At 70.6% G+C, this 20367-nt stretch carries 18 protein-coding genes; 7 read left to right on the top strand and 11 right to left on the bottom strand.

Features of this window, described 5'->3' with window-relative positions; all coding sequences use genetic code 11:
• Positions 1 to 32 precede the first annotated feature (32 nt).
• On the top strand, positions 33 to 1466 hold the full coding sequence (gene dnaB / locus ACZ3I4_RS27280) for a replicative DNA helicase (protein ID WP_465384866.1): 1434 nt from the start codon (positions 33 to 35) through the stop codon (positions 1464 to 1466).
• Here dnaB and ACZ3I4_RS27275 read toward each other — a convergent pair.
• From ACZ3I4_RS27275 to ACZ3I4_RS27260, 4 genes are read right to left on the bottom strand one after another with little or no spacing between them, the layout of a single operon-like run.
• Entirely contained in the window at positions 1463 to 1789 is a 327-nt protein-coding gene (locus ACZ3I4_RS27275; protein WP_465384865.1) for a hypothetical protein, read from the bottom strand. The two genes, dnaB and ACZ3I4_RS27275, sit on opposite strands and share 4 nt — an antisense overlap.
• On the bottom strand, positions 1786 to 5472 hold the full coding sequence (locus ACZ3I4_RS27270; protein WP_465384864.1) for a toxin glutamine deamidase domain-containing protein: 3687 nt from the start codon (positions 5470 to 5472) through the stop codon (positions 1786 to 1788). The genes ACZ3I4_RS27275 and ACZ3I4_RS27270 overlap by 4 nt, the downstream gene beginning before the upstream one ends.
• On the bottom strand, positions 5469 to 5786 hold the full coding sequence (locus ACZ3I4_RS27265; RefSeq protein ID WP_465384863.1) for a hypothetical protein: 318 nt from the start codon (positions 5784 to 5786) through the stop codon (positions 5469 to 5471). Before ACZ3I4_RS27265 ends, ACZ3I4_RS27270 begins: the two co-directional genes overlap by 4 nt.
• Positions 5776 to 6204 (bottom strand): YbaB/EbfC family nucleoid-associated protein, encoded by a 429-nt coding sequence (locus tag ACZ3I4_RS27260; RefSeq protein WP_465384862.1) that lies wholly within the window; start codon positions 6202 to 6204, stop codon positions 5776 to 5778. The genes ACZ3I4_RS27265 and ACZ3I4_RS27260 overlap by 11 nt, the downstream gene beginning before the upstream one ends.
• Before the next feature lie 107 nt (positions 6205 to 6311).
• On the opposite strand from ACZ3I4_RS27260, the gene ACZ3I4_RS27255 reads away from it, so the two are divergent.
• Positions 6312 to 7508, top strand: a complete 1197-nt coding sequence (locus tag ACZ3I4_RS27255; RefSeq protein ID WP_465384861.1) for an SUKH-3 domain-containing protein — start codon at positions 6312 to 6314, stop codon at positions 7506 to 7508.
• 57 nt (positions 7509 to 7565) lie between these two features.
• Here the strand turns inward: ACZ3I4_RS27255 and ACZ3I4_RS27250 are convergent, their stop codons facing one another.
• The 3 genes from ACZ3I4_RS27250 to ACZ3I4_RS27240 form a co-directional block, all read right to left on the bottom strand.
• Positions 7566 to 7994, bottom strand: coding sequence for a TFIIB-type zinc ribbon-containing protein (locus ACZ3I4_RS27250; protein WP_465384860.1), 429 nt, complete (start codon positions 7992 to 7994; stop codon positions 7566 to 7568).
• Between the two features lies 1 nt (position 7995).
• Positions 7996 to 9336, bottom strand: coding sequence for a glycosyltransferase 87 family protein (locus ACZ3I4_RS27245; RefSeq protein WP_465385054.1), 1341 nt, complete (start codon positions 9334 to 9336; stop codon positions 7996 to 7998).
• Positions 9337 to 9959: 623 nt separating this feature from the next.
• A complete protein-coding gene (locus ACZ3I4_RS27240; RefSeq protein WP_465385053.1) occupies positions 9960 to 12410 on the bottom strand; it encodes a putative bifunctional diguanylate cyclase/phosphodiesterase in 2451 nt (816 codons plus the stop codon).
• Between the two features lie 593 nt (positions 12411 to 13003).
• Between ACZ3I4_RS27240 and moaC the strand changes: the two genes are divergently transcribed.
• Genes moaC through ACZ3I4_RS27220 form a run of 4 tightly spaced genes read left to right on the top strand, consistent with a single transcriptional unit; the run spans position 13004 to position 15623 of the window.
• Complete coding sequence (gene moaC / locus ACZ3I4_RS27235) at positions 13004 to 13492, top strand: cyclic pyranopterin monophosphate synthase MoaC (RefSeq protein ID WP_465384859.1); 489 nt, start codon at positions 13004 to 13006, stop codon at positions 13490 to 13492.
• Positions 13465 to 13983 carry a MogA/MoaB family molybdenum cofactor biosynthesis protein gene (locus ACZ3I4_RS27230; RefSeq protein WP_465384858.1) on the top strand — a complete coding sequence of 173 codons (519 nt, stop codon included), beginning with the start codon at positions 13465 to 13467 and terminating at the stop codon, positions 13981 to 13983. Before moaC ends, ACZ3I4_RS27230 begins: the two co-directional genes overlap by 28 nt.
• Before the next feature lie 9 nt (positions 13984 to 13992).
• A complete protein-coding gene (locus ACZ3I4_RS27225; protein WP_465384857.1) occupies positions 13993 to 15210 on the top strand; it encodes a molybdopterin molybdotransferase MoeA in 1218 nt (405 codons plus the stop codon).
• Positions 15207 to 15623 (top strand): molybdenum cofactor biosynthesis protein MoaE, encoded by a 417-nt coding sequence (locus tag ACZ3I4_RS27220; protein ID WP_465384856.1) that lies wholly within the window; start codon positions 15207 to 15209, stop codon positions 15621 to 15623. Before ACZ3I4_RS27225 ends, ACZ3I4_RS27220 begins: the two co-directional genes overlap by 4 nt.
• On the opposite strand, the gene ACZ3I4_RS27215 is transcribed toward ACZ3I4_RS27220, so the two are convergent.
• From ACZ3I4_RS27215 to ACZ3I4_RS27200, 4 genes are all read right to left on the bottom strand, one after another.
• Positions 15610 to 16857, bottom strand: a complete 1248-nt coding sequence (locus ACZ3I4_RS27215) for a glycosyltransferase 87 family protein (protein WP_465384855.1) — start codon at positions 16855 to 16857, stop codon at positions 15610 to 15612. The two genes, ACZ3I4_RS27220 and ACZ3I4_RS27215, sit on opposite strands and share 14 nt — an antisense overlap.
• Before the next feature lie 185 nt (positions 16858 to 17042).
• Positions 17043 to 17606 carry a DoxX family membrane protein gene (locus tag ACZ3I4_RS27210; protein WP_465384854.1) on the bottom strand — a complete coding sequence of 188 codons (564 nt, stop codon included), beginning with the start codon at positions 17604 to 17606 and terminating at the stop codon, positions 17043 to 17045.
• A gap of 28 nt (positions 17607 to 17634) precedes the next feature.
• Complete coding sequence (locus ACZ3I4_RS27205; protein WP_465384853.1) at positions 17635 to 18840, bottom strand: AAA family ATPase; 1206 nt, start codon at positions 18838 to 18840, stop codon at positions 17635 to 17637.
• A 108-nt stretch (positions 18841 to 18948) separates the two neighbouring features.
• Positions 18949 to 19653: an LppU/SCO3897 family protein gene (locus ACZ3I4_RS27200; RefSeq protein ID WP_465384852.1), complete on the bottom strand. Its 705-nt coding sequence runs from the start codon at positions 19651 to 19653 to the stop codon at positions 18949 to 18951.
• A gap of 133 nt (positions 19654 to 19786) precedes the next feature.
• On the opposite strand from ACZ3I4_RS27200, the gene ACZ3I4_RS27195 reads away from it, so the two are divergent.
• Positions 19787 to 20365, top strand: coding sequence for a prepilin peptidase (locus ACZ3I4_RS27195; RefSeq protein ID WP_465384851.1), 579 nt, complete (start codon positions 19787 to 19789; stop codon positions 20363 to 20365).
• Positions 20366 to 20367: the final 2 nt, after the last annotated feature.

Here is a 20367-nt window from a genome sequence, read left to right as displayed (position 1 = left end):
GGGTGCGCGCACGGCGAACTGAGGAGGTCCGGGTGTCGATCGCCGACGAAACACGGCCGGCGGCCAAGCCGGCCGGTGGGTCTGGGGGCGGGCCCGGTGGCGGTGGGCCGGGCGGCGGTGGTTCTTCGGGCGGTGCCTTCGACAAATCCCCGCCGCAGGATGTCGCGGCCGAGCAGGGCGTCCTCGGCGGCATGCTGCTGTCCAAGGATGCGATCGCCGACGTTGTCGAGATCCTCAAGACGCCCGACTTCTACCGTCCCGTCCATGCCACGATCTTCGACGTCATTCTCGACCTGTACGGGCGGGGCGAGCCGGCCGATGCCCTGACGGTCGCGGCCGCGCTGGCCGATTCGGGTGATCTGCAACGCATCGGGGGCGTGCCGTATCTGCACACCCTGATCGAGAGCGTGCCCACCGCGGCCAACGCTGCCTACTACGCCCGCATCGTCGGCGAGCGGGCCATCCTGCGCCGTGTCGTCGAGGCGGGCACCAGGATCGTCCAGCTCGGCTACGGCGCGAACGGCAACGGCGGCCGTGACGTCGATGACATCGTCGACCTGGCCCAGCAGGCGATCTACGACGTCACCGAGAAGAGGGTGAGCGAGGATTACGCCGCCCTGGGCGACATGCTGCAGCCCACCCTCGACGAGATCGAGGCGGTGGGCGCGTCCGGCGGCGTGATGAGCGGTGTGCCGACCGGCTTCTCCGACCTCGACCGGCTGCTCAACGGCCTGCACCCCGGCCAGCTGATCATCGTGGCGGGCCGCCCCGGTCTCGGCAAGTCGACCGCCAGCATGGACTTCGCCCGCAACGCGGCCATCCGGCACAACTGCGCCAGCGCGATCTTCTCTCTGGAAATGAGCAAGATCGAGATGGTCATGCGACTGCTCTCGGCCGAGGCTCGCGTCCCCCTGCATGTGCTGCGCTCCGGCCAGCTCACCGACGACGACTGGAGCAAGCTGGCCCGCCGTATGGGCGAGATCAGCGAGGCCCCGATCTTCGTCGACGACACCCCGAACATGAACCTCATGGAGATCCGGGCCAAGGCCCGCCGGCTCAAACAGCGCAACAACCTCAAGCTCCTGGTGATCGACTACCTCCAGCTGATGTCGTCCCCGAAGCGCACCGAGAGCCGCCAGCAAGAGGTCTCCGAACTGTCCCGTGGCCTCAAGCTGCTGGCCAAGGAGATCGAGTGCCCCGTGATCGGCGTCTCGCAGCTGAACCGTGGCCCCGAGCAGCGCACCGACAAGCGCCCCCAGCTGTCCGACCTGCGAGAATCCGGCTCGATCGAACAGGACGCCGACGTCGTCATCCTGTTGCACCGAGACGACTACTACGACAAGGAAAGCCCGCGGGCGGGCGAGGCCGACTTCATCGTGGCCAAGCACCGAAACGGCCCCACCGACACCATCACCGTGGCCGCGCAGCTGCATTTGTCCCGCTTCGTAGACATGGCCATCGTCTAACGAGGAGGTCCGTAACTCCAGCCGTTGCGCTCGCCCTCGATGGAGATGTCCAGCAGGGCATCTTCACTGGGTAGTTCGGTGCCCAACTCCTCCCGGGAGACCCTTTCGGCTGTCTCTCGGTCGACTGGGCGTCCACGGTCTTGCTGCTGGTCGTCGTAGAGGATCGGAGCAGCGATGTTCGGGGCGTAGATCCATTGGCGCCGCGGCACACTCCAGAGCACCGCGCGAAGGCTCTGGTCGCCGGGTTGGTAGGCGACCAGACTGGTGATCGTCGAGCGGTCGTCGCTCTTGAGGATCACCTTGTAGGCGAAGCCTTCGGTCATGGGATCAGGCCCATCTCCTCGGTGCCGGGCACGTCACTCAGTTCGAGTCGGTGCCGCTGAAGGTCATTTTCGAATGATAGGCCTCGGCGGCTCAGGTCCTTTTTGTATTGGGCGAGGGTGGCCGGCTCTGATCTGAGCCAGGCGGCCAGCGTGGTCACCTTGGCCTTGACCTCGCCGATCATGCCAATGTCCGGTGGTCGGTGAGAGTAGACGTCGTGTCGCTTGTTGAGAGCGAGGATCTCGAGGAAGGCGTTGACGCGCTTGTACGCGGGGTTGCTGCCCCGACGGACGTCCTCGTAGCTCCTATGAGTCAGCCGTCCCACCGCGCGTGAGAGCGGTGTCGGAAACTGGATCTCCATCCGGAAACCTTCCGGAGTTGTCAGCCAGACGTTCAAGCCGTTGTGTCGACCATGATCCGCCCAGAAATTCGCCGCCGATATCGTCCGGTATCCAAGATCGCGCAGTCCTGCGAGCACCTGGGTCACGGTTGTCCCGTAGTCAGCCAAGGGTGTCTCGACAGAGAACCGGACGCGATCCTTCACCTGTCCGACGAATCTCTCCAAGCTGACGTTCTCTGTTTCGAAGGCCTCCAAGAACTTCTGGCTCAAGCTCTCGGCCGACTTCACCCGGTGTTCTTCGTCCACGACCCGTGCCTGACTCTGATCAACCGCACGGAGTACCGAGTGCAGGTCCTCCGAGACCCTGGTCGCCACCAGCTGGGACTCCGATATGGACGCGGCTATTACGGACTGCTCTTCAGGAGGCAACGACTCGAAGGCCGGCTGACTCGCTGACGAATCAGCTCCTGTCGGTGGGGTGGTGGACCAGTTGCCGGGGCCGTGGTGGGGGAGGGGGGTGGGGACGGCGTTGGCGTTTACTACCAGGGCCTCTACCGAGACCACGTTTATGGGGGCGGGGACGCCGTGGTGGCGGTACATGGGGGTGTGCTCGGAGATGCGGCCGATCTGTGGGTCTACGTAGAGGACCGTGCCGTGCTGGTTGAGGGCTGCCCACGAGTGGGAGCCGCCGCCCTCCAAGTCGGTGACTATGAAGGCGAACGCGCCATGGCCGGTGTTCAGCAGGTGGTTGGTCAGGTTTTGCACGGCGCTGTCGATGGCGGGTTTCGCCTGGGTGGGGTCGGCTTCGGCTACGTACGGGCACAGGCTCTGGAAATCGCCGCCGGTGGCCAGGCGGATTCGCTGGATGCCGTTTGTCTCGCCGCCGAGGGGGCGGTCGGGGTTGCCGTTGGCGTAGACGTCGAAGGTTCGGGGGGCGGCCACGCGGGGGCGGCCGTGGATGTAGGTGTCGAACAGGGACAGGACGCCGTCCACGCAGTTCAGGCCGCGGGTCGGGTCGGCGGCGGGTCCGCCGTCGTTGGCCAGGCGGAACCAGCTTCCCGTACGGGGGTCGGGCAGGCGGGAGACGCGGCCGCGTTCGTCGCGCGGGACGGCGTTCTCCAGGTCGACCTGGTGGACGGCCAGCGGGGGGCGCAGGCCGCCGTTGACGTTGTAGTGGCGGGTGCGGTCGATGGGTGGACGGCCGGCGAAACCGTCCAGGGCCGAGCCGTCGCCGGTGCGGACGCCGCCGTAGGCCAGGTTGCCGACGTCGCGGTTGATGCGGGCCCAGTCGGGCGGGTCGACCTCGACCCGGTCGGGGGCCAGATCGCCGGAGCGGACCCGCAGGGCCTGGTCGTCCAGTTCGGTGACGATCTCGCTCAGCTCGGACGCGTGACGGCGGTGCTCGCGGGCGCGCAAGGTGGCGCCGGAGCGTTCGGCCTCGTCGGCTCGGCGGCCCAGGTCGAGGATCTTGGTGCGGTTGTCCTCGGCGATCGAATCCAGGTAGGCGGCGTACTCCTCGCGGCGGTTGCGTTCGTGGGTCTGGCGGGCGTGCTCGACGTAGCCGAAATAGGCCTGCTCGTCGCGGATCTCGGGGGCCGGCGGGGCGGAGCGTGCGGGGGTGGTGGGCAGCGAGCGGGGGAGGCTCGTGTCGATCGGCCGGGGGGTGCGCCGGCGGGGGATGGTCGCGCGCGGGCCGAGGGCGTGGGCGATGCGGTCCAGGTCGGAGAGGGGGGCGCGCTGGGGAGTGGGGGAACCGGGGGCGTTGTTGCGGTGCTGCCTTGCGTAAAGCGACGGGGTGGGGGCGAAGAACGGGGCCGACGTGGGGGTCGCGGCGGGGGTGGAGAGCGGCGGCGACGTAGGGGGTGGCGCGGCGGCGGTGGTGGTGGGGTCGGCGAAACCGAGGGTCGCGGCGGAGGCCAGGACGTTCGAGTTGTCCGGCAGCGAAGGGGACGGCGGGGAGAAGGAGGGGGATGACGGGGAGAAGGAGGGGGACGGCGCGGACGAGGTGGAAGGCGTAGGAGAAGAGGGGGGCGGCGCAGGGGAAGAGGGGGACGGCGCAGAGGACGGGTCGGGGGCCGGGGAGGACGGCTGCGGGGGTGACGGCTGTGCGTCGGGGGACGGCGTCGCTGGGACGGGGGAAGAAGAGGGCTGGGCGGAATCGGGGACGGCGGGCGCCGCGGCGTCGGGAGCGGGGGCCGCCACGGGGGAGGAGAGCGATGGGGCTTCGGCTGCGGTTGTGGGAGGCGGCCCGGCAAGCGGGTTCGCGCTGGTTTGGGGCACACCGCTCGTCAGCTCGGGGCCGGCCTGCGTACCTCCGCTGAGGTTGGGAATTTCGCCAGAAGAGCCGAAAGAGTTGAGAGAACCAAAGGACGAGTCAATCTGACCGATTTCGATCGGGGTTTGTATTCCGTGCATGGCCGAGCCGGCAGCGCCCGAAGTGGCGGATTTTGCCAGGCCTGCGGCATCGGGCAATTGGCCGAACGTGGCGGCCGCGCTGAACTCGGCCAGAACCTCGCCACCGGCCCCGCGGGCGATGCCGCCGTGACCGTGTGAACCGACGTGTGCGGCCGAGGCGCCCGCGCCACCGGCGAAACCGGCCAAGGCGGAACGTCCGAGATTGTCCACATCGAAGCCGTCCGAGCGGCCGGTCGACTGCTGGTAGAGCTGGATGCCGCCGTTGGTGGCGAACTCCTCCCGCGCCTCGTCGAAGCCCTCCCGGAGCCCCTCGCGGCCGAAACGGCGCAGGCCCTCGCGGGTGGAAAGTTGTTTGACCGTGCGGCCGGCGGTCTGCTTGAGCGCCTTCTTGCCGAGCTGCTCGGCCAGCCGCTTGAAGATCTGCTGGATGGCCAGTCGGGTGGCGACGATCAGGCCGCCGGCGGCGGGTGACGCGGCGCCCAGCGTGAGCGTGACCGTGACGGCCATGCCGACGAGCTCGACGAGGAAGATGCCGATCTCGATCCAGGCCTCGAGCTTGGCCGCCTCGATGTCGGCGCCGCAGCCCTCGACCAGGTTGCCGAGCTCGCCCGAGACTCGCAGAAGATCATGGAGCGGGGCGTTCTCGTCGCCGGCGACCAGGTGCCACGCGTCCTCGAAGCCCTCGGCCGTGACACCCTCGCCGCCGTAGCCGGCCAGGAATCGGTTCGCGGCGGCCATCGCGGCCTCGTTGGGCGCGGCCAGCGTCGAGGTCAGCGAGAACCAGCGGTCGGCGACGTCCCAGGTGGCGACCTCGTTGCCGGCCGGCCAGTCGAAACCGACAACCCATTCGAGGGCCTCGTACGCCCAGCCCGGCACGTCGAACGGGCTGAACTCGAGCGGATGGGGCACGGGGCTGGGCAGCACGCTCATGATCGGAACCGCCTCGCCGCGTCCGCGTCGGCCCCGACGTTGTCGTGCACGGACTGCGCGGCGGCCTCGCCCAGACCCGACACGTACGCGGCGAGCCGCTGCCACGCCTCGAGCACCTGCTCCTCGAACGGCCGGTAGTGCGTCTCGAACGATCGGCCGTACTCGTCGCGGCCCCACGGCGTCGCGGAACTGGCCGCGGCGATCTCGGCGCCGGCCCGATTGCGGTGCGCGCCGAGATCCTCGCCGACCGCGCTCAGGGCGCGCGAACCCGCGAGAGCCTCGTCGGCGTCGAGCCGCAGCCGGTTACTTGTCATCGCGGCCGGCCAGATCCTGGACGATCTCGTCGGAGCGCCCCAGCAAGGAACCGAAGTCGTGGTCCTGGAGATACCGAAGAGCACCGGAATGGGAGGGGAGATAGTCGCCCATCAAAGTCTGAACCCGTTCCGCGGCCTGCTGGGAAGCACTGTGGACGGTCGCGACGATCGTCCGGGAAACGTATTCGTTGTCCATGTTCCGGGTGGCGCGGCGGATCAGCCGCAAATCGATCAACTCACCCCGCGGGCCGACCGTCACACGTACCAGTCCGTCCGGCGAAACAACGGTGATGCGAACCGCGTTCAGGCGCCTTTGAAGATCGTCCAGATCGGACCGCAGCCGCGTATACCGTTCGTGCACCTCCGCCAGCCGGTCCCGCAGTTCCCGATTCGCCTCGCGATTCGCCGTTGTCGCCACCGGGCCACACCCCTCGTCCGTACCGAGACTTTGCGTGTTCGGTTAACTTCAATCTGCGAACGTCGGGTCAGGCGATCGGGTTCAGTTCTCCGGAGGGAGCGGACAAAATGATCACGCGGGAGGATGCCGAGGCGGTCGCCGCACGCTGGGCCAGCAACGAGTCCGAGCAGCGCGGATACGGGTGCGAGCCGATGCTGGCCGAGTTCGACCTCGGGTACGTGATCTGGACGCGGCAGCCGTCCACCGTGCTCTCCGTGCCGGGTGACGGCGCACGGACGGTGATCGACCGGGAGACGGGCGTGCTGTCGACGTGGCCCAGCGTGCCGCCCGAAGAGATCGCCGCCATCTATCGCGAACGCCGTCCGACCCCGCCCGGGACGGTCGACCCGGTGGTCTCGCTGCTGCGGCTGACGCGCCGGCGACCCGCCCCGACGACGGTCACGCACCTCACGGTCGGTGACCGGCTGTTCCGGGCCCAGGGCGCGAAGGGTGACCAGCGCATCAACCATCACCCGCTGGTGATCGACCGGCTCGACATGCTCGGCGCCGAGGCTCAGGCGCGCGGCATCGACCGGCACGCCGAGCTGATCGCCCTGTCCGACGCGCTCCACGAGGCGTCCCGCGCCCGTGGGCGCGAGATCACGCTCGACGACGCGAGGGCCGAGCTGACCGGGGCGGCTTTCGCTGCCTTTCTCGTACGCGACCAGGGTGACCCCGTGGCCGGTCAGAAGCACCGGCCGTGCGAGACCTGCATCGGCGTCCTCGTGGATCTAGCCGTGCTGCCGTGGTCGGAGCTGGCGTTCGCCTCGGAATGGCGGCACGGCTCCGATCGCATCCCGGTGACCGGGCGTTTCCCGCACGAGGTGGCGCGCACGCTGGCCGGAGGCGGATGGATCGGGCCCACGAACGGGGACGATGCCGTCGCGCGGGCTGTGGAAGCGTCGGGCGGACGACTGGCGCCGTTCGAGGCGGCGCGGGCTGCCATCGCGGACTTCCCGGGCGTGCGCTGCGCGCGCCGAGGGCCGGGGCTGCGGCGGGCGATCCGGTTGCTGCGGCTCGACCCCGTGCCGGGGGCCTACTCGGCCGTCGCGCTGATGGAGTTCGCCGAGGTCATCGGGGTGCCGCTGTTTCCGATCGGTATCGAGGGCGGTGACGCGGTGGTGGCGATCGACGAGCTCGGCCGGGTGTTCGTGCTCGACCAGGCGGGCGAATGGTTCGTCGGCAGCACCCTCGACGAGGCGCTGACCGGGCTGCTCACCGGCGACGGTCCGGCCCGGAGGGTGCGCGACGACGGCAGTTGGTGAACAGGGCTGTGCCCGCCGGCTCCCACGGGAGCCGACGGGCAACGCTGCCGCCCTGTGTCAGTCGAACAGGTTGTGCAGGAAGCTCTTGCGGCGGTTGTAGTGGCCGTGGTGGCCGTGCTGCCGGTAGTGGCCGTGATGCCCGTACGCCGCGGGGGCGTGACCCGGAACGGGAGCCGGCGGATAGCCGTGGGTGGGCTGGCCGTAACCCGGCGCGGGCGGCGGAGGCGGCGGGGCGTAGCCACCGGGCTGCGGCTGACCGTAACCCGGCTGACCGTAACCCGGCTGCGGGCCGGCGGCGGGACGAGGCGGGGCGCCGGGAGCCGGCGGGGCCTGGCGAGTGTTGAAGGTCGACTCGGCCTCGAACAGTTTCTCCAGCTCACCGCGGTCGAGGAAGATCCCCCGGCACTCGGTGCACTGGTCGACAGTGACGCCGCTGCGCTCGTACACCCGCATCTGGCCGTGACACTTCGGACAGGTCATCTGCATCTCACAGACGGTACAAGGCTGTGTCATCCAACGGGCCACTTGTGGCTGTGTGGTTCCTGAGTGCCGGGCGAAGAGCGGCCGCCCAGACCAGGAACGCGATCGGGTACAGCAGGTAACCGAAGCGGGTCGTCGGCATCAGCAGAATTGCGGCCAGCAGACCCCAGCCGCAGATGGAGGCGGCGGTGCTCGCTGTGCGTGGGGGCGACCAGATCATGCGTACGGTGATCAGGGCCGCGACCGCCAGCAGCAGCCCCAGTGCGATGACGCGGCCGCCGGGCACATTCTGGGCGATCAGGTAGCCGGGGAACGGGGACTGCGCGGGGCTGGTGACCAGGCCGTGGCCCAGCGGGAAGCGGATCACGTTTTCGAGGAACGCGTCCTGGTCGACTTGGAACGGCGGGATCAGCACCAGGATCGGCAGGCCGAGAGCGCCGGGCAGAAGTTTGCCGCCGCGGGCCACGGCCAGGGCCAGGACGGCCAGCACCGCCACCACCGGGAGTGCGAAGAGTTTGCAGGCCGCGGCGGCCCCTACGGCCAGACCGGCCCAGCCGTAACGACCCCGGGCGGCGAACGTGAGAGCCAGGAGACAGAGCGCCAGTACGGGGATGTCGTCGCCGCCGGTGGCCAGCGTGAGAGCGCAGACCGGCAGGATCGTCGCGGCCTGCAGCGCGCGGACGGTGGCGAACGAACGCCACACGAACGCCTCCGGCCGGGGCTCCGGTGTGGGGCGGGGGCGCAGGAGCAGCATGGCGGTGACCAGTACGAGCCCGGTGAACAGGGCGAACCAGATGCGGGCGTCGGTCCACCAGGCGTCGCCGGCCAGGGCCCGCGGAAGACCGAAGATCGACATGCCGGGCTGGTAGGGGCTGTAACCGGCCAGGCGCTCATCGGTGGGCAGCGCGGCGATGGCGTCGCGCGACAGGTACGGGGTGCCGTCGTTCACAAGGCGTTCGCCCATGCGCTCGACGACCATGACCTCCTCCTGGGCCCGGTCGGTGCGGCCGTCGGCCCGCTGCACCGACTGGACGACCAGCGGCAGCAGCGCGGCGCCGGCCCAGGTGATCCAGGTCAGGGCGGTGCGGGCGCCGTTGCCGACAAGGAGCCGGAGGAGGCGCCAGAGGCGGGTGTTGGCTTCGGGGCGGTAACGGACGAGCCGATAGCCGAGGAACTGCAGCAGGACCAGCAGGAACGCGTCGGCGTAGGCCCAGGCGGCAATCGATCCCCAGGCGCGGTGCGGGAGAAGAGTGGAGGTCAGGGCGGTGGCCAGGGCGAAGATCGCGGAGGAGCCGTAGAGGGCCAGGTCGGCCGCGTAGCCGCCCGCGGCCTGATCGATCCGGGCCAGAAGTCGTCCGGCCCGTGTCTTGGCAACGGGCTCGCCGGTGGCCGTCTTGGGCGCGGTCTTGCGAGGTTTCTTCGCGGCGACCTCGGGTTGCGGCGCGGCGGTCGGGGCCGGCGCCGGGGCCGGGGCCGAGGCCGCCTCGGCCGCCGAATCGGCCGGTTCCGAGGCGGTTGCGGTCTGCTCTGCATCCGCGGACGGCTCTTCTACTGCTGGCTCGTCCTCCGCGGACGTGGAGTCAGCCGACGGCTCCTCCCCGGCGCCATCCTCGGACTTGCTCTGAGCCGAGTCATCCAGGCCGGCCTCGGTGCTGTCCACCTCAGCCACGGTGCTGTCCGCCTCAGCCACGGTGTTGTCCGGCTCAGCGTCGCTGGTGTCGGCGGTTACGTCGGATTCGGTACTGGTGACGGCGGCCTCGTCGGCATGGGGAGCGGCCTTGTCGTCCCCAGGAGCGGGATCGGCCGGAGACTCAGCGGCACTGTCCTCTTTGGGGTGATCGGGCGTGGCGCGGCCGTTGGGCGTACGGGGGGAAGGGTCCTCGGCGGCGGAATCTGCCCGGCTGTCGCTTGTGCCGGGGGTGGCGGCGGGCCCCTCAACTGCGGATTTGCTCGCCGTCCGGCCAGAATCTGTCACGCGGGCAAGTGTGGCAGAGCCGATCGCCCGGAACCGCCGGACCGGCGCCGCGACATGCGGACCACCGCGCCGCCGTCGTGCAGGGAGGCGGCCAGCACGCCGGGACGACCGGCCGTGCCGCGTTGCAGTGTGGCCAGCAGGCGGACCGCCGACATCGGCCGGGCGAACAGGTGGCCCTGCCCGGCCAGGCAGCCCAGACTCCACAGCGCGTGCCTCTGCGGCTCGCTCTCCACGCCTTCGGCGATGACGGTCAGGTGCAGGCTGCGGGCCAGGTCGACCGTCGAGCGGATCACCGCCGCGGCCTCGGAGGACGTCTGCACGGCGCCGATGAACTCGCGGTCGACCTTCAGCTGGTGGACCGGGATGTGGGACAGCACCGACAGCGGGGTCACGCCCGTGCCGAAGTCGTCCAGGGCCAGGCGTACGCCCGCCTCGGACAGCTCGGCCAGCGCCTTGCCGACCACGTCGAGCTGGCTCAGCGTCAGCGTCTCGGCCAGCTCGAAGATCAGCCGGTCGGCCGGGACGGCGTGGCGGCCCAGGCGGGTCAGCACCGCCTCGGGGAAGCGCGGGTCGAGCAGGCTGCGGGGTGACACGTTGACCGCGACGGGCAGGTCGAAGCCGGCCTCACGCCACAGGTCGGACGCCTCGAGCGCCTGGTCGAGCACGGCGTCGGCGAACGCCTGCAGCCGGCCGGAGCGCTCCACCGTCTGCAGGAACTCCATCGGTGTGAGATAGCCGTGTTCGGGGTGGTGCCAGCGGGCCAGCGCCTCGGCCGAGACCACCTCGCCACTGCCGAGGTCGACGATCGGCTGGAAGTCGACCACGAACTCGTGCTCGGCGACCGCCCGGTGCAGTTCGCCGCCGAGGGCGAGCCGGCCGATGTCGGCTGTGTCCTGCGCGTGCACGTAGGTGGCCGTCTGCTGGCCCGCGCGTTTGGCCTGGTACATCGCGACGTCGGCCCGTCGCATCAGCTCGTTGACGCCGCCGCTGCCCGCGGCCAGGGCGATGCCGCCGGCCGCCTCGACGGTGATCTGCATGCCTTCGACGGCGACGCTCTGCTCGAGGGTGGCCAGCATCGTCTTGGCCCGGTGGGTCGCGAGCGCGGGCGTCGGCAGGTTGACCAGCAGCACCGCGAACTCGTCGCCGCCGAGACGGGCCACCAGGTCGCCGGGCGCCGCCGCGTCGGCCAGCCGCCGGGCCACCTCGCGCAGCACCGCGTCACCGGCCGCGTGCCCGAGCGTGTCGTTGACCTCTTTGAAGTGGTTGAGGTCGATCAGGAGCAGCGCGACTACGCCTTCCTCGGTGCTGCCCTGGAAGTGCACGCCCGCGTGCTCGTACAGCTCGCGGCGGTTGGCCAGGCCGGTCAGCGGGTCGTGCGCCGCGTCGTACGCGTTCTGCTCGTTCAGTCTCTGCAGTTCCGCGTACGCCGTGGCGTTGCGGATCGCCGTGCAGAGCGCGGCCGCGAACGTCTTCAGCTTGTAGTGCTCGAACTCGTTGAGCTTGACCCGGCCGTGGAAGCCCAGCACCAGCTCGCCGGCCTGGTAGCTGCGGTCGCTGGTCTCCAGCTCGGAGGTGATCTCGCTGATGCCCGCGAACTTGCGCGGCCCCGGCCCGTCGTAGACCACCTCGCTGCCGTGCGCCCGGACCACCCGGTCGATGCCGCTCGCGGTCAGGTCGATCTCGACGACGTCCGACGAGAAGACGCGCGCGCCCTGGGTCGCCGCGACGTGCAGCACCTGGGTCAGTTCGACCGAGCTGAGCTCTTCGGTGGTTTTGGCCAATTCCCGCCAGGAGCGCCTTTCCTCTTTTGTCCGCAACTGCCGCGAGTGCCACAAATGCAGACAGGCGATGAGCAGCGGCACGAAGCCCAGCAGGAGCGGACTCGACCCGGATGCGAGCACCTCGATGACGTAGACGATCACCACCAGCCGGAAAGCGTGGGCGATCAGCTTGCCGTCGAGGTCCTTGCGGGCGACCTGGGTGATCGTCGTGTGCGAGGCGATCGCGATGACCGGCATGAACACCAGGTCGTCGACAAAGGACATGGCCAGGTAGGCCAGCGTGACCGGGACGACGGTGGTGGCGAACGAGTTGGGCGAGGCGTCCAGGCCGCTGACCGTGAGCACGAAGCCGGCCGTGCTGGCCGTCAGCACTTCCTTGGCGACCGAGAACACCGTGCGGTGCGGAGCGGCCCGGGTCATGATCTTGACGATGGCGATGCCGGTCGCGGCGCACAGCACGACCCAGGCGTCCGGCAGGAAGACCAGTCCCATCAGCACCGGGACCTCGCCCCAGGTGGTGCCGTTGAGGCTGGACCGGATGCGGACGTAGACCTTGACCCGGTTGGCCACCGCGGAGCCGGCCACGATCAGGGCCAGTAACCCCAGGTGGGGGATGGGTTGCGGGTCGGCCATGGCATGCCAGACGTCTGTGGCTGCGACCCCCATCGCCAGAACGACGACGAGACCGATGAGCAGCAGCAGCTGCCGACCGGTCGCGTCGTCGTTGGAGCTATGGGTCTTTCGCAATGGAGTCGTCCAGTCGCCGAGCACATCGGACACAGATCCGGGCTCAAGCCTAGGCAAGCGCGCGGCTTCGCGCACCGTCTCACTGCCAGTCGTTCGCGCTCATGGGTTCTTCTCCTCGCGGTTGGGGGAATTCGGGGAGCCCCGGTTCCTCGTGGTTCGAAGTGCGTCGCGACGAGGAGAACCATATGCGAAGAAGGGCAGGGTTGGTGGGGATTTGTGTCCCATTGCGCAGAAAGCGATAACCGAAGGAGATTCGATTACGGGCAGTCTCGGCAGCAAAACTCTGAGCTACTTGAATAGTCGTTTTGGCCGCAGTGTCCGCATCGCTGAACGTGCTGTTTGACTAACGCTCCGGAATGTCAATACCCGTCACTGGTTATTCGTTGTCCCAGCCCCCGTATATGGTCGCTGACCTGCGTATAGATCGCCATATAGCGAGTGCGGAAAATCGTGAGGGTCGAACCACAATTACGCGAACGAGTTTCCCGGTGAACCTTCTATAAACTCCCGGTATGCCCGACGAATCCCTGACTCATGTCGACGAGACCGGCGCCGCGCGCATGGTCGACGTCTCGGCCAAGGCGGTGACGGCCCGACGCGCCGTGGCCGCCGGCCGCGTGGTGACGACACCCGAAGTAATCGTTCTGCTACGCGGAGATGACCTTCCGAAGGGCGACGCGATCGCGGTGGCCCGTCTCGCGGGCATCATGGGCGCGAAACGAACCCCGGATCTCATCCCGCTGTGTCACCCGATCGGCCTGCACGGCGTCGTGGTCGACCTCGAGCTGACCGCGACCACGGTCGAGATCACCGCCACCACCCGGACGGCCGACCGCACCGGCGTCGAGATGGAGGCGCTCACCGCGGTGGCCACCGCCGGCCTCGCGATGATCGACATGATCAAGGCGGTCGACCCGGCCGCGAGCATCGAGTCGGTCCGGGTGCTCCGCAAGGAAGGCGGCAAGACCGGCGAGTGGGTACGCCCGGAGGACCGCCCGTGAGCCTCATCGCGCGCGTCATCGTGGCCAGCAACCGGGCGGCCGCCGGGGTCTACGCCGACACGAGCGGGCCGCGTCTGGTCGACGGCCTGCGCGAGCTCGGGTGCACGGTCGGCGACCCGGTCGTCGTGCCGGACGGCGAACCGGTGGCCGAGGCCCTGCGCCAGGCGGTCGCCGACGCCGTCGACGTCGTGCTGACCAGCGGCGGCACCGGCGTCACCCCGACCGACCGCACCCCCGAGGCGACCCGCGGCCTGCTCGACTTCGAGATCCCGGGCATCGCCGAGGCGATCCGGGCGTACAGCCGCGACAAGGTGCCCGCGGCCGCGCTTTCCCGCGGCCTGGCCGGGGTGGCCGGGCGCACGCTGATCGTCAACCTGCCCGGCTCGACCGGCGGTGCGAAGGACGGCCTGGCCGTGCTCGGCCCACTGCTGCGGCACACCGTCGATCAGATCCGCGGCGGTGATCATCCCTCGTCCGGCGCGACTGGTTAGGCTCGTCCCGTGACCGTCGACTGGGAAGAGGCCCGCAAGCTGGCCTATGCGGCCGGCCGGGCCGCGGCCGGGGAGGTCGAGCCGGTCGCGCTGCCCGACGCCGACGGCCGCACGCTGGCCGAGCCGCTGCGCGCGCTGACCGACCTGCCCGCGTTCCCGACCTCGAGCATCGACGGCTGGGCCGTACGGGGCCCGAAGCCCTGGCGTCCGGTGGGCCGGGTGCTGGCCGGTCAGGTCGCGCCGCCCCTGACCGAGGACGGCACCTGCTTCGAGATCGCCACCGGCGCGATGGTGCCGGCCGGGGCCGAGGCTCTCGTCCGCGTCGAGGCGTCCAATCGCGACGGTGACGGCCGGGTCAGCGGTGAGCCCAGAAACGGGTACGTCCCGGAGTGGCGGATGCCCGGCGAAGAGGCGCACAAGGACGAGGTGCTGCTGCCGGTCGGCACGGCGATCGACCCGGCCGTGATCGGCATCGCCGCCACCTGCGGTTACGAGTCGCTCAACGTGTACGCGCGGCCCCGCGCCGGCCTGCTCGTCTTCGGCGACGAGCTGCTCACCGGCGGCGCCCCCGGCGCCGGGCGCGTCCGTGACTCGCTCGGCCCCCAGGTGCCGGGCTGGCTGCGGCGCTACGGTGCCGTCGTCGACCCGTCGGCGATCGCCGGCCCGGTGCAGGACACGCTCGAGGCACACCTCACCGCCGTACGGGACGGTCTCTCGAAGGCCGATCTCGTGTGCACGACCGGGGGCACCATGCACGGCCCGGTCGACCATCTGCACCCGACGCTGACCGAACTCGGCGCCGAATACATCGTCAACACCGTCGCGGTCCGTCCCGGCTTCCCGATGCTGCTGGCGCGCGTGCCCGGTCACGACGGCCGCCCGCGCTTCCTGGCCGGTCTGCCCGGCAACCCGCAGTCCGCCGTCATCGCGCTGATCACGCTGGTCGCGCCGCTGCTGGCCGGGCTGCAGGGCCGGCCGGCCCCGGTGCTGCCCACGGTCGAGGTGACCGAGGCGGTGCGGGGCCGGGGCGGCGACACGCATCTGGCGCTGGCCCGGCTCGGCCACGATGGACGGTCGGCCACCCCGGTCGGCCACGTCGGCTCGGCGATGCTGCGCGGCCTGTCGAACGCGCACGGCTTCGCCGTCGTCCGCCCGGGCGCCGAGGCCGCCGCCGGTGACCTGGTTCCCTTCCTTCCGCTGCCGCTGGTCACCGGAGAGCGCCCATGATCGCCATTGCCGAAGTGCTCGACACCCCGCTCGACCTGGCCGCTCACGAGAAGGCGGTGGCCGACGTCCGGGCCGGCGCCGTCGTGTCGTTCCAGGGCGTCGTGCGTGACCACGACAACGGGCGCGGCGTGACCCTGCTCGAATACGAGGGCCACCCCACCGCGGCCGCCGTGCTGCGCGAGGTCGCGGCCGAGATCGCGGCCGACCCCGACGTCTACGCGGTCGCCGTCTCGCACCGCGTGGGCACGCTGGCCATCGGCGACGTCGCGCTGGTCGCCGCGGTGAGCACGGCCCACCGGGCGGCGGCCTTCACAGCTTGTGCCCGGCTGGTCGACGAGGCCAAGGCCCGGCTGCCGATCTGGAAACGCCAGGTCTTCGCCGACGGCAGCGACGAGTGGGTCAACTGCCCCTAGGCCCGGGAATGGCGGGCACCCGGGGTGGACCGGCCGGTCGGCGTACGGGCGGGGTCGCCGGCGCCACCCCCGGCCGCCAGGGCAGCGCGTTCATCAGCACGATGACCGCGAAGGCGTACGCGTTCCAGCCCGTCATCCACTGCTGAGGAAGCGCGAAGAGCAGATACGTCGCGAGCGCGGCCGATCCGTACCCCAGACCGGCGAGCCGGCCGGGCGGCCCCGGCCGGTGCGCGCCGATCCGCGACCGGGCCGCCGCGTCCACCAGGATCAGCACGGCCGGCAGCACCCACACCAGCTTGTGGCTCGTGGTCACCGGGGCGGCGGCCGCACCGGTCAGCCCGACCAGCGTGAACGCCGCGATCTCGTCGCCGTCGGCGTGCGCGGCCCGTGCCCGGATCAGGCCGACCGCGAGCAGCAGCACGGCGAACGACAGCCACACCAGCACGGGCGTGCTCGACGAGTCGTAGAGGCGGGCGAGCAGCCCGGCCAGCGACTGGTTGGCCGGGTCGCCGACCGGCCCCGACCGGTCGACCTGGAACAGGACGGTGGAGAACCACGCCCCGGTGGCGCCGGGCGCGACCAGCAGGCCACCCAGCATCAGCGCGGCGGCCGTGCCGGTGGCGTTGACCGCGGCCCGCCACTGCCGGGTCGCGGTCAGATAGACGATGAACAGCGCCGGGCCCAGGGCGAGCGCGGTCGCGACGCCGATTCCCACGCCGGCCCACGATCCCGTCGACCAGACGCGGCGCACCGGACCGAGGCGTCCGCCCGGCGTCCGGGAGGCGGGCGGTCCCGGCCACCAGGCAGCCCGGCGGCGGGCCCAGGCCGAGCGGCGCAGGGCCACCACATCGGCGGTGATCAGGCACAGCAGCAGCAGGTCGAGGTGGCCCAGGCCGAGCACGGCCCGCACCGGCTCGGTCAGCAGGGCGAGCGCCCCCGCCGCCAGCACAGCCGCGAACCGGGGTCGGCCGTAGCGACGGGCTACCGGACCGGCCAGCGCCACGAGGGCCAGCACCAGGGCGGCCAGGCCGACCAGCGCCAGCAGCCAGGCCACGACCGTCAACGGCAGGACGGCGGCCGGGGACATCAGGACCGCGGTGACGGGCGGGCGGCCGGTGCCGTACGCGTACAGGTCGCCCCCGGCGAGCCAGCCCCGCAACGCCGCGTGATCCACGGCGAGGTCCGGGACCCCGTACGCCCGAAGGAAGAACCCGACCGCCCAGAGTGCGGCCAAGCACCCGAGCCCAACCACGGACCTTGTCCGCACGCGTTCCATCGCCGGCATGGCGCGACCCCCGTCGCTCTCGTCACCCGGGCACGGCGGCGCCATGCCGGCCACGAAGCCGGTTACGGCGTCATGGCGGGGCCGAGCGAATGGCGACCCCTCGTCCGCTTAACGCAGAGATCGCGAGGAGGTTGTTAGCCGGGCAACTTACGCGCTGCCGCCGCGCTCATCGCCGCAATCTTGGCTTCGCGCTTGGCCGTGCGGACCGCCCGCTTCACCGACCGCTGCGACCGCTTGATCGAACGCTGCGAGCGATCGGCCGCGGTGCTGGCCCGGTAGCCCAGGCCCGGGCGTCCCTCGGTGTCCACCGCGGCCAGCAGCAGGCCGCCGAGCAGACCCAGGTTCTTGAGGAACTGGATCTCCTGCATCTTGGCGTCCGGTCGCGAACGATCCCAGACCGGATGGCCGGCGACCGTCGTCGGCACCAGTCCGGCGGCCAGCACGGCCGCCGCGGGACGGGTGAAGTGGCCGGTGGCCAGGGCCAGTCCGGCGATCACGTCGCTCGCGCCCTTGATGCGCACAAGCGTGGCGGCGTCGGTGGGGATGCGCGGGTCAGCCTTCTCGAGGAGCGGCTTCAACTTCTCGGTCACGCCGGCGGCGGTGTCGGCCTTGGCATCGGGCTTGAGGAACGACTGAACGCCCTGGATGACGAAGATCGACGCGAGCATCGCGCGGGCGGCCGTGCGTACGGGCTTCATGGATCTGGTTATACCCGTCTGGCGGGCTTCACACCGGCTGGGTGCGCAGGTAACGGCCGAAATGCGGCACAGTGAACGCGACCGTGCCCCGTTCGCCCGAGTAGATCAGGCCCTTCTTGATCAGCGCGTCACGCGCCGGGGAGAGGCTCGCGGGCTTGCGGCCGAGCGCGGTGGCGATCTCGGACGTGGGCACGGCCGCGTCCATGTCGTTGCCGGGATCACCCGAGAGGGCGGCCATCGCGCGCATGTATTCGCGTTCGGCCGGGGTGGCCCGCTCGAAACGCGAGCCGAAGAAGCCGACCGCCAGCTCGGCCTCGGCCTCGGGAGCAGCCACCCGTACGTCGGCATCGGTCACCGGCGACTGCGGCGCGTGGTCCCAGGTTGCCTTCCCGTACGCCTGCACGAAATACGGATAGCCGCCCGACTTCTCGTAGAGCAGGTCGAGCGCCTTGGCCTCGTATTCGACCTCCTCGCGGGCGGCCGGGGCGCAGAGGGCCAAGTCGGCCGCCACCCGGTCGAGCCGGTCGATGCGCTGGTAGCGGAAGAGGCGCTCGGAATACGACTTCGCCGCCGACAGCACGGCCGGAAGGTGGGGCAGCCCGGCCCCCACCACGATCAGCGGGGCGCCCAGCTGGGACAGCTCGTGACAGGCGGCGCACAGCGCGGAGACGTCGGCCGGGCCCAGATCCTGCATCTCGTCGATGAACAGCGCGATGCCCGTGCCCACGTCGGTGGCCAGCGAGGCGGCGTCGGTGAACAGCTCGACCAGGTCGATCTCGATGTCGCCGGAGTCGGCCCGGCCCCGGGCGGGCGGCACGTCGATGCCCGGCGCCCAGCGGTCGCGCAGCTTGGACGAGCTGTCGTTGGCCCGCAGCGCGAACGCCTTGAGCACGGCGAGCACGTCGTCGACCCGATCGGGGTCGCGGTGGTGGGGGGCGAGCTCACGGATCGCCATGTGCAGCGCGGCCGAGACCGGGCGGCGCAGCGACTGATCGGGCCGGGCCTCGATCTTGCCGGTGCCCCACAGCCGGCCGATCGCCGCCGAGCGCAGCGTGTTGAGCAGCACGGTCTTGCCGACGCCGCGCAGGCCGGTGAGCACCAGGCTGCGTTCCGGGCGGCCCCGCGCGATCCGCTCGAGCACCACGTCGAACGCGTCGAGCTCACGGTCACGACCGGCCAGCTCGGGTGGGCGCTGGCCGGCGCCGGGTGCGTACGGGTTCCTCACCGGATCCACGGATAGCACCGTATCGGGTCGTCTAGCGAAATAGCTAGAGTGCGCTAGCAAAACCTCGAGGAGCTTCTAACGCTATCTAGCTTTCAAGGTAGAGAGCGCTAGAGGGGCCTAGCTGGTGGACTTGTGCTCCTTGAGGCAGAGCACGAAGTCGAGATCGTCGAGCGCGCTGTCGAAGAAGAACCACTTCGTGTAGCCGCCGACCTTGCCGCACTTGCGCTCGGCGTCCCGCTCCCCGGTGGTCTTGCCGGTGAAGCGCGCGAGCACCTCGTACGTGCCCGTCGTGCAGGCCGTGGCCCGCATGTTGGGCTCCTCGTCGGTGCCCTCGTTGACGACGCAGTCGCCCTTCTTCACATAGAAGCGGGCGTCCTCGCTGCCCTGCGGGGCCGGGCCGGCGACGTGCTCGGTGGCCGAGGCCGTCGGCGAGGCCTGCTGGTTCTGCTTGTCGGCGCGCTGGTTGAGCAGCCAGGCCGTCGTGCCGAGACCGATCACGATGAGCACGCCGAGCGTCACGACCAGGGCGATGATCGGGGTGTTGCGCTTCGACGGGGCCGGGGGCGGGGTGCGTTCCCACGAGGGGCTGCCGCCGCTCACCGGATTCATCGGCACATTCATCGGCGGGTTCGCCGGCGCGCTGATGGGCGCCGAGTGGAAACTCACCGGCTGCTGCGGGATCGACGGTGGATGGCCACCCCAGGACTGCTGTTCCGGAACGGCCGCGCCGTGGTCACCCCACGGGTCGGCGGGTTCCGCATACGGCTCGTCGGAGTTCCCGTGCGACCACGGCGGGCCGGAATACGGGCCGTTCTGCGACATCAGGATTCCTCCGGAAGCGGGCTGCGCTGCTGTCACCGTAGCGTGCGGGGCCGACACAAACCCGGACGGAATCGCCGCTGGTGTCAACAACACGACCCGTACAACGCCCGTACGGCCACTACGGTGCCGATCCGTGTCCGTACCAATCGTAGTTTTCGCAGCCGTTTTCGGCGGATCCACGGCCGCCCTGTTGCCCCGTCGTCCTTCCCTCTTCCCGTACGCGATGAGGCTGCTCTCCGGCGCGGCGGTGTGCGCGCTGCTGGCCGCGGCGCTCGGCCCGGCTCCGATGCTGCCCTTCTATCTGCTGGCCGCCGTCCCGGGGCTGCTGCTGGCGTTGATCGACCTGCGCTGTCTGCGCCTGCCCGACCGGATCGTCGCCGTGTTCGCGGCGCTCACGGTGCTGCCCCTGGCCGGGTTGCATCCCCAGCGGATCGGCCCGGCGCTGCTGGCCGGGGGAGTGGTGCTCACGGCGTACCTGATGGTGGCTCTGCTGCCCGGTCGCGGCCTGGGCCTGGGCGACGTGAAGCTGGCCGCCGTGATCGCCACCATGCTCGGCTTCGCCGGTTGGCCCGCGGTGCTGGTCGGCCTGATCGTGCCGCACCTGATCGTCGGACCGGTCGCCCTCGTCATGCTGCTGGCCCGGCGCGGACGCCCGCTGCCGTTCGGCCCGGCCCTGCTGATCGGGGCGCTCGTTGCCGTTACAACAGCCTGAGC

This window comes from Actinoplanes sp. NPDC021490 (assembly GCF_055562135.1).
This window is presented reverse-complemented; position numbering and strand designations above follow the sequence as displayed.